The sequence below is a fragment of the Anoxybacillus sp. FSL W8-0382 genome (assembly GCF_038003845.1).
Taxonomy (GTDB): Bacteria; Bacillota; Bacilli; order Bacillales; family Anoxybacillaceae; genus Anoxybacillus; species Anoxybacillus flavithermus_G.
The window spans coordinates 1,164,262-1,179,430 of the sequence record NZ_JBBOPX010000001.1 but is presented as its reverse complement, the minus strand read 5'-3'; the positions used below and the strand labels follow the sequence as shown (position 1 = coordinate 1,179,430).

The window sequence follows — 15,169 nt, the reverse complement described above, 5'->3', positions numbered from 1 at the left end:
AGTCTTTAGGCGTACGTATCCTAATGATCCTCTGCTCCGCTCTCACTCATTCTCTACTCAACTCTTACTCTACTCAACTAGCTTATAAATCATCGTATTATATGTCTGACTTTTTTGTCAACTGTAGATCTGGCCGAAGCTGGACGGCATCACGTAAATATATGTGGTGAATATCTTGCTGTGAGCGCTTCGTATGTACAGTCATCATGACGCGAATACATTTCGGCAATGCATGAGGAACGTTAATTTCTCGCATACACATAACAGGAACATACGTCCAACCATCGAAATGACGCAATGCCTTAGCTGGAAACGTGGCGTTTAAATCATCTGTCATCGAAATAAGAATGGATACAACATCTTCTGCATGTACATCGTTTTGACGAATCATTTCTGTCAGCAATCGCTTCGTCTCGTCTATAATTTCTCGTTCATCGTTATCATTTACCGTCGTTGCCCCGCGAATCGCTCGAATCACACTTTCCTCTCCCTTCTTCGGCAAACGCGTATAACCATCGCAATAGTTGTTCATCGCTTATTTGTTCAACACATACGGTTCCGATCTCTTTCATTAGCACCATACGCACCGTTTGATCTTTCGCTTTTTTATCTTTTTTCATTTTGTCGAGCAAACGTTCAGGCGATACGTGTGACGGAAGGGATGTCGGAAAACCGTAACGATGGAATAACGTCCGAAATGACGAATAAAAAAGCGGTTGATTGTAAAAACGCTCGCTCACAAAAATAGCAAATAACATGCCGAGGGCAACCGCATCTCCATGCGTCATTACCCCATAGCCGAGTTCACTTTCTAAAGCATGACCGAGCGTATGACCAAAGTTTAAATAAGCGCGAACCCCTTGCTCTTTTTCATCTTTGGCGACAATAGCTGCTTTAATTTCAATCCCTCTTTGAATCGCATATTGCAAACGATCGCCACGTAAATCATCTAGCTGTTGCACGTTCGCTTGTAACCAGCCGAAAAAAGCGCGATCATAAATTAAGGAGTGTTTCATAATTTCTGCGAAACCTGACCTCATTTCTCGTTCAGGAAGCGTATGAAGTAAGGAAATATCGTAAAAAACGAGTTCAGGCTGGTAAAAAGCTCCGATCATATTTTTTCCAAGCGGATGATTGATAGCCGTTTTTCCTCCAACAGCACTATCGTGCGCAAGTAGCGTTGTCGGTACTTGAATGAAACGAATGCCGCGCATATATGTCGCTGCAACAAAACCGGCTAAATCTCCGACGACCCCTCCCCCGAGCGCAACAATTAACGAATGACGATCGAGATGATTTGTTAACGCTGCCGTATGGCATGCATAAAATTGTTCAAATGACTTCGCTTCTTCTCCACTCGGAATAATATGCGTGTATACACGGTCATATGTTTGACGAAGAACATGCTGCACATCAGCTAAATAAAGCGAAGCAACCGTTTCATCTGTAATAATGAGTACTGCTGTCACATTTGGACAGACGCGGTCAATCATGCGATCAAGCATAGGTAATAGTTCATTTCCAATAACGACTTCATATCGTTTCGACGGCGTAGCGATGTGAATGCGTTTCATCATTAAAACTCCTTTGCGTACCGGCGCATCGCTTCGACATTTTCGATGATCAAATCGATGCGATCTTGTCCAAATTGTTCGACAATAGCATTCGCAATTTCCCATGCTACAACGGCTTCGGCCACGACGCTTGCTGCTGGAACTGCACAACTATCAGAGCGTTCGATGCTTGCCGCAAACGGTTCTTTTGTTTCTATATCGACACTCATAAGCGGCTTATATAACGTTGGAATCGGCTTCATCACTCCGCGTACAACGATCGGCATACCCGTCGTCATCCCGCCTTCAAATCCGCCAAGTCGGTTCGTTTTGCGCGTATATCCCGTTTCTTCGCTCCATATAATTTCGTCGTGCACTTCGCTTCCAAAGCGACGTGCCGCTTCAAATCCGATACCGAACTCAACGCCTTTAAATGCGTTAATGCTCACGATCGCCGCAGCAATTTTTGCATCTAGCTTCCGATCATAATGCACATAGCTCCCGACACCAACTGGAACACCTTCAACAATGACTTCGACAATTCCACCAATCGAATCGCCTTTTTCTTTCGCTTCATCAATGGCCGCCATCATCTTTTTTTCCGCTTCTGCATCAAAACAGCGAACAGGAGATTGTTCTGTCACTTGTTGTAATTCCTCAAGCGATGTATATGCGGTATGTTCCGCCTTTACCCCACCAATTTCAACGACATGACTGGCGATACGAATACCTAATTCTGCTAAAATGCGCTTCGCTACCGCTCCTGCTGCCACCCGCACCGTTGTCTCACGTGCAGAAGAGCGCTCTAACACATTGCGCATATCACGATGACCATACTTTATTGCTCCATTTAAGTCCGCATGTCCCGGACGCGGACGTGTTACTTTTCGTTTCACTTCTTCTGTATCATCAGCAGGCGGTTCGATACCCATAATGTTCGTCCAATGTTTCCAATCGCGATTTTCAACAACGAGTGTAATCGGAGAACCGAGCGTTTTTCCATGACGGACACCGCTTAAAATTTTTACTTCGTCTTTTTCAATTTGCATGCGTCGCCCGCGACCATATCCTTTTTGTCGGCGCGCCAAATCTTCGTTAATATGCTCCGCTAAAAGCGTCAATCCTGCAGGGACGCCTTCAATAATGGTTGTTAATTGTGGACCATGTGATTCACCAGCTGTTAAGTACCGCAATTCTCTCTCTCCCTTCATCTCTTTAAAGCGATTATGTATGAATATAGCACATTTTTCCCGCAGACGTAACCCCTTAATTGCACAGAAAACGACCGAATTCGGCCGCAACTACATTTTTCGATAAAAAAACGTATCTTCTACTTCAAAACCGTATACCGTTGGATTAAAAATTTGTTCCGTGCTACCGACGAAAAAAATTCCCCCAGAGCGAAGAGCGCGATTAAACTTTAAGTACAATTCATGTTTTGCTTCTTCCGTAAAGTAAATAAGTACGTTTCGGCAAACGATTAAGTCAAAATTCGTATCGAATGGATCGGAAAGCAAATTATGTTTTTTAAACGTTACTGTTCGTTTAATGTCATCGATAATTTTATAGTGGGATCCTTCTTTGACAAAAAATTTTTTCTTCACGTCCTCTGGCACTTCTTGAAGGGAACGCTCCATATAAATACCAAGCTTCGCACGAGCCATAGCGTTATCATCAATGTCAGTAGCTAATACAGATACTTGCGATAATGGCATAAACTTAGATAAAATGATGGCCAATGTATACGGTTCTTCTCCAGTTGAGCAAGCAGCGCTCCATACTTTTAACCGTTTGTTTTTTTCAAGAAGTTTCGGAATAATTTTTTTCTCCAACACTTCCCATCGTTTTGCATTGCGGAAAAATTCAGATACGTTAATCGTCATGCGGTCTAAAAACTCATGATACAACGCTTGGTCATGATTCATCGCCCGAAAAAATTCATCAAAATTTTTAAATCCTTTCTTTTCATAGAGAGAAGTTAATCGCCGTTTCATTTGCGCTTCTTTGTATAGCGCTAAATCGATGCCTGTCTTTCGTTTCACGTTTGCAATAAATTGTTGATAATCACTCATACAAAAAACTCCTCTTCCTTTTCTTTCATACATACAGTATAACGAAAATGTGAAAAAACAGAAATAAAAAATAAAGATAGGCATGTGCCTACCTTTTTTAATATACCCACTCGTTCATTAGCTTGCTGTAGGAAACGAGTTCTTCCTCTTTGAAAAATAGTTGAATTTCGCGCGCCGCGCTCTCTTTCGAGTCAGAGCCGTGAATAATATTTTTTCCGACTGTTAAGCCGAAATCACCGCGAATTGTGCCTGGCAACGCTTCTTGCGGGTTCGTTTTCCCCATCATTTGACGAGCTGTTGCGATAACATTTTCGCCTTCCCATACCATCGCAAATACTGGACCGGACGTAATAAATTCAACGAGCTCACCGAAAAACGGACGCTCTTTATGCTCCGCATAATGTTGTTCAGCAAGTTCACGCGATACTTGCATCAACTTTGCACCAACAAGCTGAAAACCTTTGCGCTCAAAACGAGCAACGATGTCACCGATAACACCGCGTTGTACCCCATCTGGTTTGACCATTAGAAATGTTCTTTCCATGACGAATTCTCCACCCCTGATACGTTATGTATTGGAACTGACTCCCTTGCAATTATATCATTTCGTACGCAAATTAGCAATATTCGCCATGAAAACGATTTAATTTTTTAATATTTTCGCTTACCAATATACTTTGCAATGTTATAAAGCGCGGTCCAAGCACGGTTGCGTGGCAGTTTTTGTAACGTATCGAGTGCTTTTTGCAAATAGCGATCCCCAAGCTCATACGATTTTTCAATCGCATTTGTTCGCTTAATCCCATCAATGACATCCGCCATTTCACGATTTGTCGTATGTTCGTTTACTTTCATAATTTGTTCTTTTACCGTCCGCTCTTTCATTGCATATAAAACAGGGAGCGTCACATGCCCTTGTGATAAGTCGCTTCCTGCCGGTTTGCCGAGTTGTTTTTCTGTTCCAATGAAATCAAGAATGTCGTCTGTAATTTGAAACGACATACCGACGTAATAACCAAACCAATACAATGTTTTATGCACAGCTTCTGGCGCTCCTGCTACGACCGCGCCAAGTTGGCAACTTGCCGCAATGAGCAACGCCGTTTTTCTTTTAATTCGTTGCAAATAGCGACGTAAATTTTGATCGAATCGATATTTATCACTAATTTGCTCAATTTCTCCTCGACATACTTCCACAATGGTGTTAGCTAAAATGCGGTGGGCAACTGGATCATCAATTTCGCACATTTGCTCAAGCGCCCGAGCGAACAAATAGTCGCCAACATACATCGCGAACCGATCGCCCCATTTCGCTTGAATCGTCTCTTTTCCGCGTCGTAACATCGCCCCATCAATCACATCGTCATGGACAAGAGATGCCATATGAATGAGCTCGAGCGCGACAGCTACTCGCTTCATCTTCTCAAAATGATATGTACCAAATTGTCCACCGAGCAAAACAAACACCGGTCGAATGCGCTTTCCACCCGCCTCAAGCAAATGTAACGATGCTTCATTAACGAGCGGATCAGACGTTTGCACGGTCAGTTTTAATTGTTCTTCAATTTTGTTTAAATCCCCGTTCAAAAACGAATACATCGCTTTTAGCTTCATTATAATTCACCTTAACATCCATCAGGTTTATGTCCGAGATGCATCGCTGCCACTCCAAACGTATACGGTTTCACTTGTACGTTTACAAAACCAGCCTGCCGAAACATATCCGCTAGCTCGTCCATTCCTGGAAATTCACGTGCTGACTCTTGCAACCACGAGTATTCTTCGTAACTTTTCGCAAAAATTTTCCCGAAAAAAGGCATGATATAACGAAAATACGCATAGTACAGCTGTCGAAAACCGATAAGCGTCGGTTGTGATGTTTCTAAACAAACAACTTTTCCGCCTGGTTTTGCGACGCGATACATTTCTTTTAATACTGTCATATAATCAGGTACGTTTCGCAATCCGAAACCGATTGTGACATAATCGAACGTGTTATCAGGAAACGGCAAGCTCATCGCATTGCCATGTACGAGTGTCACGTGCTGAAAACCGCGTTCTTTTACTTTTTCCTCCCCAACCTTTAGCATATTACGACTAAAATCGAGTCCATACACTTCACCGTTAGGTCCAACGGCTTCGGCTAACGCGATCGTCCAATCTGCCGTTCCACAACATACATCGAGCGCTTTCGTTCCTTTTTGTACGTTCATTCGTTTCATCGTATCTTTCCGCCATGCGACATGACGTTTAAAGCTAATAACAGAATTCATCCGATCGTAATGATCAGAAATTTTTTCGAACACGCGATGCACACGTTCTTCCTTCGATTGTTGCATAAAATCCCCTTCTTTCAACTGAAATCAAACGAGGAGATGAGAGAATTGCTCTTTTATTTCTTCATGTACATGAAACGGGAGAAGATCTTGTAATTTTCGCTTGCAGTGATCGATGTAATTGATCGAGGTTTCTGACTCCGTTTTCTCGCGATAAACACGTTTTAGCGCAAATAAGTAATACGCTACTTCCCCCCACTCATGGGCATGCACGTGTTCTGCAAGCTGCCGAAGCAATGCAGATTCAATGACAGCGATGCAATGAAAACGCTCAAGATCATTTGACGACAATTGCTGCAAGTGAATTTTTTTTATATTGATCTCTTTAATCGCTTCGGCAAAACGACGAATGAGTGAAATGTCATGTCGTCGCGCTAAAAAGTCGTAGTACAATCCGCTATATAAATCTCCCGCAAGTACAGTCAACTGCTTTTGTTGTGAAATTTGTTGCTCATCTACTTCATCATGGGTGTCAAGGGCGAGTTGAATTAACATCATAGCAAACACATAATCGAGTGCGATGTTTTCTTCCACTCGAGCCGAACGTAACATAGAAAGAGCAAACGATATGCGATCCTCATCGATCATGCGTGGTTGTATATAGCGATCTACATACGAATGGGCGATTGCCCGTTGAATGCGCGTTCGTACTTGTTCGATTTGCTGTTGCATATCCATGACTCATCACCCTTGCTTCCCAAAAACTCAAACTTTATTATATCATAAACCTTCTTCACGTTAACGATGATTTTTCGCATCAGATTGGATTTCGCCATGTTGCGTTTGAATAAGTGCTTTTCCGCGCACTTTAATCGCTGATGTATGCTCTGTAAATTGAGCAATAAGCACTTCCCCTTGATCAAGCTTTTCAGAATGATGAAAGCGCGTATCTGAGCCACGCGTTAGCCCGATGACATTCACTCCGTCTTCTAACGCTTTAATCACCACATAATCACCTTGCATCATACAATCCCTCCTATTTAATCAGCGCTAATATTTCGGAACGAGCTTTGTCATCTGTTGCAAGCGTTCCACGTACCGCAGTTGTAACTGTTTTCGCTCCTGGCTTTTTCACACCACGCATCGTCATACACATATGTTCAGCCTCCACAACAACCATCACCCCATGCGGTTCGAGCGTCTCCATAATGGCATCGGCTACCGTTGCTGTAATTCGTTCTTGTAATTGCGGTCGTCGCGCAACAGTTTCGACCGTTCGTGCTAGTTTGCTCAATCCCGTCACTTTTCCGCCACGTGGAATGTATGCGACGTGGGCCTCACCAAAAAACGGAACAAGATGATGTTCACACATTGAATAAAACGGAATGTCTTTGACGAGGACAAGTTCTTCATGGTCTTCACTAAATACCGTTTGCAAGTGCACTTTCGGATCTTCGGTTAAACCAGAAAACACTTCCGCATACATTTTTGCTACCCGCTTCGGTGTATCGAGCAACCCTTCACGATTTGGATCTTCGCCAATCGCTTCTAAAATTAAGCGAACCGCTTGTTCAATTTGTTGTACATTCATTTGTTGCATCCTCCTACCATTCAACTTCACGTAATCCGATTCTAGCATATAAAGATGAAAAAAGGCAAAAAAGAAGAGGCAGCTCGCAACCGGCTACCTCTTTTGGCTGTATGTAATTTCTTACTTTACAGCATCTTTTAACGCTTTCCCAGGTTTGAAAGCAGGAACTTTGCTTGCAGCAATCTCGATTTCTTCTCCTGTTTGCGGGTTGCGTCCTTTGCGCGCCGCACGCTCACGTACTTCGAAGTTACCAAAACCGATTAATTGCACTTTATCACCGTTTTTAAGCGCTTCTGTAATTGCGTCAAAAACAGCATCAACCGCTTTAGATGCATCTTTTTTAGAAAGGCCACTTGCTTCAGCTACCGCGTTGATTAATTCCGTTTTGTTCATGCCACTCACCTCCTCCCAAAGCATATGTATCATACATTACTTTCAGTTGTTTACACTTTCTATTGTTTCTATACATTAACATGCCTTATATTAACTGATTCTTGCTCATAATTCAACATTTTTCGAGTAAAATCATGCAATTTGCCTACTATTCTCCAACGAACCTAACATTTTCTGAATAAAGATTATCATATCGCGCTTTTTTACTGCAAGAGAAAATTTTTGTTTCAAAGTAAAAAAGACCCCAAACGGAGTCTTTTTATAAAATGATCGCGATTAGTCCACCGGAGCCTTCGTTAATGATGCGCTCTAACGTTTCTTTTAATTTATAGCGGGCATTTTCAGGCATAAGTGCTAGTTTCGCTTGAATGCCCTCGCGAACAATGGAGCTGAGCGAACGACCAAAAATATCAGAGTTCCAAATGGAAAGCGGATCGTCCTCAAAATCTTGCATTAAGTAACGGACGAGCTCTTCGCTTTGTTTTTCTGTTCCGATAATCGGTGCAAATTCCGATTCCACATCCACTTTAATCATATGAATGGACGGTGCCACAGCTTTTAGTCGCACGCCAAAGCGAGATCCTTGACGAATAATTTCCGGTTCATCTAAGCTCATATCAGAAAGCGACGGAGCAGCAATGCCATAACCTGTTTGTTTCACCATGCGAAGCGCATCGGCAATTTGATCGTATTCCGCTTTCGCATAAGCAAAATCTTGCATTAATTGCAACAAATGATCTTTCCCACGAATTTCAACGCCGACAACTTCTTTTAAAATTTGATCGTACAACTCATCTGGAGCATATAAATCAATTTCTGCAATACCTTGCCCCATTTCAATGCCAGCTAAACGTGCTTCGTCAATGAAGTCATATTCGCTAAATTGCTGCACAACGCGGTCGACATCGCGCAATCGCTTAATATCTTTCACAGTATCACGCACCGCATCTTGATAGCTCTCGCGCAACCAATGGTTTTCGCGCAATACCATAACCCAGTTCGGTAAATTGACGTTCACCTCTAATACTGGAAATTCATATAATGCTTCACGAAGCACTTGATACACATCGGCTTCCCGCATCCCTTCCACACTCAAGGCTAGCACCGGGATGTCGTATTTTTCGCTTAATTGCCGCTTCAACGTTTCTGTTTCTGGATGTTGTGGACGTACTGTATTAATAATCATAATAAACGGCTTGCCAACTTCTTTTAATTCGTTGACGACACGTTCTTCCGCTTCGACATAATTTTCGCGCGGAATTTCTCCAATTGAGCCATCGGTTGTAATGACGACACCAATCGTCGAATGTTCTTGAATAACTTTTCGTGTACCGATTTCTGCCGCTTCTTGAAACGGAATTGGTTCTTCATACCATGGTGTATGAATCATGCGCGGCCCGTTTTCATCTTCAAACCCTTTTGCGCCTTGTACAGTATAACCGACACAATCGACAAGACGAATGTTCACTTCAAGTCCATCGTCTACTTTTACTTTTACCGCTTGGTTTGGGACAAATTTCGGTTCTGTCGTCATAATCGTTTTTCCTGCTGCACTTTGTGGCAGTTCGTCTTGCGCACGAGCTTTATCTGCTTCGTTTTGAATATTCGGAATTACAACAAGTTCCATAAACTTTTTAATAAATGTCGATTTGCCCGTTCGAACGGCTCCGACCACTCCTAAATAAATATCTCCGCCTGTTCGTTCAGCAATATCTTTAAAAAGATCGACCTTTTCCAACTGCCTTCCCTCCCTTATATTTAAAACATATGAGGACATTATATGCATATGTTGTTGTCCTATTTGTTTATGACTAAAAAATCCCTTCTCTAAAATGTATTTATTTAGGGAAGGGATCATGACTTATTTCACAAGAAAAATTGGCTCTTTTTTCTTTTCATCAATCGTATAAGGAAGTGAATATGCAGGTACGAAAAGCGAATGTTTGACAAGCAGATCGCGAATATCGTCCCCGTATCGATAGTTATGAGGCTCTGTTTGCAGTTTTTCGTACAAATCCATGCGATAGTCGATATAAATTTCTCCTTTGCCGTCAATAATGAGCGGAAGATTTTTGCCTGAATATGGGCTGACAACATGAGGAGGTGCGTCTAAACGAAGTTTCTTATAATCGAGCGTAAATACCCCTTTCGCCAACATTTCTTTAAATGGCGGGTAACCATGCGCATCTTGATACATACGAATGCGCAATTTTAAATCGCGAATCGCTTCTGCCGCTCGCAAATCTAGCAATTTCACTGTCGGATTTGTTTCTACATCAACGAGAACATATTGATACACCCCACCGCTTTCAAATGCGTTTCCTGGCGGCTCAGCCATATATCGCGGCACAAGCAAATTGAAATCAATCGGATATTTTTGATAAATTGGTGTAGACATATCACGTGTTTTAATTGGTAGTAACCCACCTGTCGCTTGTCGATACTCATTTACAGCTTGTTGCACACGATCGACTTGTTCTTTATACGGAATTTTGTTTTGTGCTAATCGCTCTTGCGGATATAAACATCCAGATAATAAGACTGATAAAATAGCAATCATTATAGAATATAGCCACTTTTTCATCTTTCATCCATCCTTTTATTCTTGAACCGGCCCGCTAAATACGACAAATACGATAATGAGGCCAGCGATGATCATACTTATGTATGCAATCGTCGCTAAAATGATTTTGATAATCTTGTTTTTTACCTTATATCGACTAAAATAAATCGAAAATACGGCAACAAACATTAAACCGATTCCTGTTAATGAAATCCACATTTTTAAAAGACCTGGTGACATCGCTCTCCCTCGCTTTCTTTTATCCCGTCGTCACATAAAAAAGCTGAAGTAAAGCGGGGCGTCTTTACTTCAGACGATGACTAAACATGCACCATCCATTCGAGTCTGAGAATGTTTTTATAGCATTGTATGCAATATCTATAACAAAGCGCTCTTCACATGCCTATTTCAAAGAAAATTATAGCGAAATGTTTGCCAAATCTTCAAGTTCCGATGTTTTTCCACGCGCCATCAACGAATCTACTGCACTTTTTACATCTTTTCCGTTAAACAACACATCGTAAAGCGCATTTGTAATTGGCATATCGACGTTCATTTTTTTCGCTAACTGATAGGCAGCTTTAGTCGTTCGCACACCTTCGACAACCATTCCCATATTTGCTAGCACGTCATCAAGCGCATATCCTTTGCCAAGCAAATTGCCCGCACGCCAGTTGCGCGAATGAACGCTTGTACACGTCACAATTAAATCACCGATCCCTGTCAATCCTGCAAATGTTAGCGGATTGGCACCGAGACGGCTACCAAGACGAGCCATTTCCGCAAGCCCTCGCGTCATAAGCGCCGCTTTGGCATTATCCCCATAACCAAGCCCATCCGTAATGCCAGCAGCTAGCGCAATAATGTTTTTTAACGCCCCACCAATTTCCACTCCGATTAAATCTGGGTTTGTATATACGCGAAAATATTGATGATTCATAAATAAATCTTGAATGCGCTCGGCTGCTTCCATATTTTTCGATGATACTGTTACCGTTGTCGGATGGCGTAAGCTCACTTCTTCCGCATGGCTCGGTCCTGATAAAACGACGACGTCTTGTAACAAATGGGCTGGCATTTCTTCTTCAATAATTTCTGAAATACGTTTATGTGTATCCGGTTCGATTCCTTTGCTAACCGAAACGATCGTAATCGGCTGTTTCACGCATGTGCGAACGCGCTGTAATACATCGCGAATCGCTTTCGTTGGAACAGCTAATACGACCGTTTCAACCCCTTCAAGCGCTTTGGCAAGATCTACATAGCCAACAATCGCTTCAGGAAGATGAATATTCGGCAAATATTTTTCATTCATATGTTTTTCATTAATTTCATCGATTTGTTCTTGACGCTGTCCCCAAAGACGAACGTCATGTCCATTATCTGCAAGGACGATCGCCAAAGCTGTGCCCCAACTACCAGCACCTAATACTGCAACCATCTGATCACCCCTTTAATTTCGCGGACGTGCAATGATTTTAATCGGTGTTCCTTCAAATCCGAACGTATCGCGAATACGGTTTTCTAAAAAGCGTTCATACGAAAAATGCATGAGTTCAGGATCGTTGACAAACACAACGAACGTTGGTGGTTTCACTGCAACTTGCGTCATATAGTAAATTTTTAATCGTTGGCCATTATGTGTCGGTGTCGGATTCATCGCAATCGCATCCATAAGCACTTCATTCAATACATTTGTTTGGACACGCATCGCATGATTTTCGCTTACCATTTGAATAACAGGAAGCAACTTATGCAACCGTTGTTTCGTTTTTGCGGATACGAATACGATCGGTGCATAGTCGAGAAATTGAAAGTGATCGCGAATTTTTTTCTCGAACTCGTTCATCGTCTTCTCATCTTTTTCAATTGCATCCCATTTGTTTACAACGATGACGACACCTCGACCCGCTTCATGCGCATACCCAGCAATTTTTTTATCTTGCTCAATAATCCCTTCTTCAGCGTTAATGACGACAAGCACCACATCGGAGCGCTCGATCGCTTTTAGCGCTCGCAATACACTATATTTTTCGGTGCTTTCATACACTTTTCCTCTTTTGCGCATCCCTGCTGTATCAATAATGACATATTCTTGTCCATCTCTCTTGAACGTTGTATCGATCGCATCGCGCGTCGTTCCTGCGATATCGCTCACAATGACCCGTTCTTCCCCTAAAATAGCGTTAACAAGTGATGATTTTCCAACGTTCGGACGACCAATTAAACAAAACTTTATAACATCCGCATCGTATTCTTTCGTTTCACGCTTAGGAAAATGAGCAACGACCGCATCGAGCAAATCTCCGATGCCTAGTCCGTGCGTGCCAGAAATCGGAATCGGCTCTCCGAATCCGAGCGTATAAAAGTCATAAATGTTTTCACGCATGTCTGGATTGTCAATTTTGTTTACGGCTAGAACGACCGGTTTGTTAGAACGATATAAAATTTTCGCTACTTCTTCGTCTGCTGCTGTGACGCCATCTCGACCGTTTGTCATAAAAATGATGACGTCCGCTTCGTCGATCGCAATTTCTGCCTGTTGACGAATTTGTGTTAATAACGGCTCATCGCCAATATCAATCCCACCTGTATCAATAATGTTAAATGTTGTATTTAACCACTCCGCACTACTATAAATTCGATCGCGCGTTACTCCTGGTACATCTTCTACAATAGAAATACGTTCTCCGACAATGCGATTAAAAATCGTTGACTTCCCGACATTTGGGCGACCAACGATCGCTACAACCGGTTTCGACATATTCTCACACTCCTTCACTAAAATTCGAAACCCGAACAAAAAAGAAGCCCTTCCACTGAAGGGGCTAGCTTTCCCATTTTATCAAAAAAATCAATGTTTCACAATAATGAGCAAATCATCGCTTAATGCATGAGCAATGCCATCTAAAATCGCCTCTAAATTGGCTGCGATGCGCTGCATTTCTTCATCGGTTTCACAAACGAACGTCACCCCGCCCGCCACTTTATGTGGTGACGTCGTAATGACAGCTAAAATCATTTTTTCTACGGTCATTTTAACACCTTCCCTGCTTGATTCGTTTCAGACTTCGTCGGCATGCGAATTGCATTTTCTAACGTCGGTACATTACGAATGATCGCTTTTGCTTTTTCGATATCTTTTTCTTGCGGTAAAATAAAAATGCCAACTCGACCATCATCTAAATCACGCTTCGCAAGCGGCACAAGCGCTGGCGTGCCCGAGTCGCGATATACGCCTAATGCTGTTGAAATATCATGTAAAATTGCTTGGCGTTGACCAAGATTTGCGATCGTAGAGCGAGCGTTAAAGTTTTTCGGCTTTAAAATAAAGCCCATGCCATACCGTAAAATTTCTTCGCGACGTGCTTCTAACCCGATATTCATGATGTAAATATTATCAACATACAACCCCGCCCCTTTAAAATGTGGTTTTACATATTCCACTTCGACAATATCACCAAGCCGACTGCCGGACATGAATTTGCGAGCAAGGATAAACGAAATGGCAGTCGCAACAATTCCAAGCCATATATTCCAAACTAAATAAGCAAACGTGCTTAAAAATGACGCAAAAATAACCAAATAGTTTCTCCCTTCAAAAACAATCGCAATCCCTTCAATGTACGTCTTGCCGCGCGGAACAAGCTCATATTGGTCAAGCTCATTTAACGTATTCCGTTCCATGTTGCGCACGTCACGAAACTGCGAAGCAGCTAATGCTAAAAATGTGATAGCTGCAAACTCTTTCTCCATAATGGCGGGCACCGCAATCGTTCCAAGTCCAGCTGCAATAAAACCAAGTGCAATATGAATAATTTTCCCATGCAAATACGTTGGATATTGACGGTAGTCCGTCTTTAATAAATATAGACGCGTTAACACACCGACCGTTACGCCAAATAAAATCGGGTACGTATATTCGTTCACGTCTTAACCTCCCTTGCTCGTTTTTGAAATCGTGTATCGATGTACATCGGTAACTGTTCAAGCCATTGCCATCCAAATAAACAGGCGCTCGCTAACACCCATCCATCCAAAAAAGAAAGAGAACCGATCAAATGGGGAAAGGAAAATTGCTTTAACACAAATGCGTATAAGAAATCACCTTGACAACAACCGACCGTTAACACAAGTAAACGATCATAAAATGAGCGATATAGTACAAACGATGTAAACAAAAGGACGAGCGCAAGCAACCATGTCGCTTCAGCAAACACCCAAACCGGATCAAATAACAATAAAAAATGAAATGCGGCATACAACATAGTCAAACTGGCACTAGCAAACGCAAAATAAACGAACGCTTTTCCCCTTTGCCTCATTACAAAAAAATAACTAACGATGAGCATGAGAATGTAAGCAAGTGAAACAGAGAATGAATACACCGTTATCTCATGAATAGATAGCGTAATTAACAATAAAACATATAGACAGATCAATAGACGAATGCGGTTTTTCGGAGCAAAAAACGTGTAAACAATCCATAAAAACCAAGAAAGCCAATAAAAATAACTTCCTTCCACCATAACACCTCCACTTTCCAGTATGTCTTTTTTTAAAAAATTTAATCTTCACATGTGAAAAAAGAGAATGGGCAAAATAAAAACTAAGTCCTGCGGTAATATGTCAAGGTGAAAAATCATCGAAATTGGAAATTCGATTGTCCGATGACCCGAAAAAAGGCAATACTTAAGAAGCCCAGTCTTGTCTTATGTCAT

At 42.0% G+C, this 15,169-nt stretch carries 19 protein-coding genes; all 19 read right to left on the bottom strand.

The window, feature by feature from the left end:
• Positions 1–97 precede the first annotated feature (97 nt).
• Positions 98–478, bottom strand: a complete 381-nt coding sequence (gene aroH / locus NSS60_RS06270; RefSeq protein WP_004889854.1) for a chorismate mutase — start codon at positions 476–478, stop codon at positions 98–100.
• On the bottom strand, positions 441–1,577 hold the full coding sequence (aroB, locus tag NSS60_RS06265) for a 3-dehydroquinate synthase (RefSeq protein ID WP_004889853.1): 1,137 nt from the start codon (positions 1,575–1,577) through the stop codon (positions 441–443). The genes aroH and aroB overlap by 38 nt, the downstream gene beginning before the upstream one ends.
• Positions 1,577–2,746 carry a chorismate synthase gene (aroC, locus tag NSS60_RS06260; protein WP_004889851.1) on the bottom strand — a complete coding sequence of 390 codons (1,170 nt, stop codon included), beginning with the start codon at positions 2,744–2,746 and terminating at the stop codon, positions 1,577–1,579. Before aroC ends, aroB begins: the two co-directional genes overlap by 1 nt.
• Positions 2,747–2,854: 108 nt before the next feature.
• Positions 2,855–3,625, bottom strand: a complete 771-nt coding sequence (locus tag NSS60_RS06255) for a CheR family methyltransferase (protein ID WP_004889849.1) — start codon at positions 3,623–3,625, stop codon at positions 2,855–2,857.
• Between the two features lie 97 nt (positions 3,626–3,722).
• On the bottom strand, positions 3,723–4,169 hold the full coding sequence (ndk, locus tag NSS60_RS06250; protein WP_004889845.1) for a nucleoside-diphosphate kinase: 447 nt from the start codon (positions 4,167–4,169) through the stop codon (positions 3,723–3,725).
• 107 nt (positions 4,170–4,276) lie between these two features.
• A complete protein-coding gene (gene hepT, locus NSS60_RS06245; protein ID WP_004889843.1) occupies positions 4,277–5,239 on the bottom strand; it encodes a heptaprenyl diphosphate synthase component II in 963 nt (320 codons plus the stop codon).
• A gap of 11 nt (positions 5,240–5,250) precedes the next feature.
• A complete protein-coding gene (locus tag NSS60_RS06240) occupies positions 5,251–5,964 on the bottom strand; it encodes a demethylmenaquinone methyltransferase (RefSeq protein ID WP_004889842.1) in 714 nt (237 codons plus the stop codon).
• A gap of 24 nt (positions 5,965–5,988) precedes the next feature.
• Positions 5,989–6,639 (bottom strand): heptaprenyl diphosphate synthase component 1, encoded by a 651-nt coding sequence (locus NSS60_RS06235; protein ID WP_004889840.1) that lies wholly within the window; start codon positions 6,637–6,639, stop codon positions 5,989–5,991.
• Between the two features lie 60 nt (positions 6,640–6,699).
• Positions 6,700–6,927, bottom strand: a complete 228-nt coding sequence (mtrB, locus tag NSS60_RS06230) for a trp RNA-binding attenuation protein MtrB (RefSeq protein WP_004889838.1) — start codon at positions 6,925–6,927, stop codon at positions 6,700–6,702.
• A 10-nt stretch (positions 6,928–6,937) separates the two neighbouring features.
• Positions 6,938–7,501 (bottom strand): GTP cyclohydrolase I FolE, encoded by a 564-nt coding sequence (gene folE, locus NSS60_RS06225; protein ID WP_004889836.1) that lies wholly within the window; start codon positions 7,499–7,501, stop codon positions 6,938–6,940.
• 111 nt (positions 7,502–7,612) lie between these two features.
• Positions 7,613–7,885, bottom strand: coding sequence for an HU family DNA-binding protein (locus NSS60_RS06220; RefSeq protein WP_003394524.1), 273 nt, complete (start codon positions 7,883–7,885; stop codon positions 7,613–7,615).
• 259 nt (positions 7,886–8,144) lie between these two features.
• The gene (gene spoIVA, locus NSS60_RS06215; RefSeq protein ID WP_004889832.1) at positions 8,145–9,623 is read right to left on the bottom strand and encodes a stage IV sporulation protein A; all 1,479 of its coding nucleotides are present in this window, start codon (positions 9,621–9,623) and stop codon (positions 8,145–8,147) included.
• Positions 9,624–9,746: 123 nt separating this feature from the next.
• Positions 9,747–10,469 (bottom strand): hypothetical protein, encoded by a 723-nt coding sequence (locus tag NSS60_RS06210; protein WP_004889823.1) that lies wholly within the window; start codon positions 10,467–10,469, stop codon positions 9,747–9,749.
• 15 nt (positions 10,470–10,484) lie between these two features.
• On the bottom strand, positions 10,485–10,688 hold the full coding sequence (locus tag NSS60_RS06205; protein WP_004889822.1) for a DUF2768 domain-containing protein: 204 nt from the start codon (positions 10,686–10,688) through the stop codon (positions 10,485–10,487).
• Between the two features lie 178 nt (positions 10,689–10,866).
• Positions 10,867–11,889 (bottom strand): NAD(P)H-dependent glycerol-3-phosphate dehydrogenase, encoded by a 1,023-nt coding sequence (locus NSS60_RS06200; RefSeq protein ID WP_004889821.1) that lies wholly within the window; start codon positions 11,887–11,889, stop codon positions 10,867–10,869.
• Positions 11,890–11,901: 12 nt separating this feature from the next.
• Entirely contained in the window at positions 11,902–13,212 is a 1,311-nt protein-coding gene (gene der / locus NSS60_RS06195) for a ribosome biogenesis GTPase Der (RefSeq protein WP_004889820.1), read from the bottom strand.
• Between the two features lie 90 nt (positions 13,213–13,302).
• Positions 13,303–13,485, bottom strand: a complete 183-nt coding sequence (locus NSS60_RS06190; protein ID WP_004889819.1) for a capping complex subunit for YIEGIA — start codon at positions 13,483–13,485, stop codon at positions 13,303–13,305.
• Entirely contained in the window at positions 13,482–14,378 is an 897-nt protein-coding gene (locus tag NSS60_RS06185; RefSeq protein WP_064214419.1) for a YIEGIA family protein, read from the bottom strand. Before NSS60_RS06185 ends, NSS60_RS06190 begins: the two co-directional genes overlap by 4 nt.
• Complete coding sequence (locus NSS60_RS06180) at positions 14,375–14,977, bottom strand: YphA family membrane protein (protein WP_194947719.1); 603 nt, start codon at positions 14,975–14,977, stop codon at positions 14,375–14,377. The genes NSS60_RS06185 and NSS60_RS06180 overlap by 4 nt, the downstream gene beginning before the upstream one ends.
• Positions 14,978–15,169: the final 192 nt, after the last annotated feature.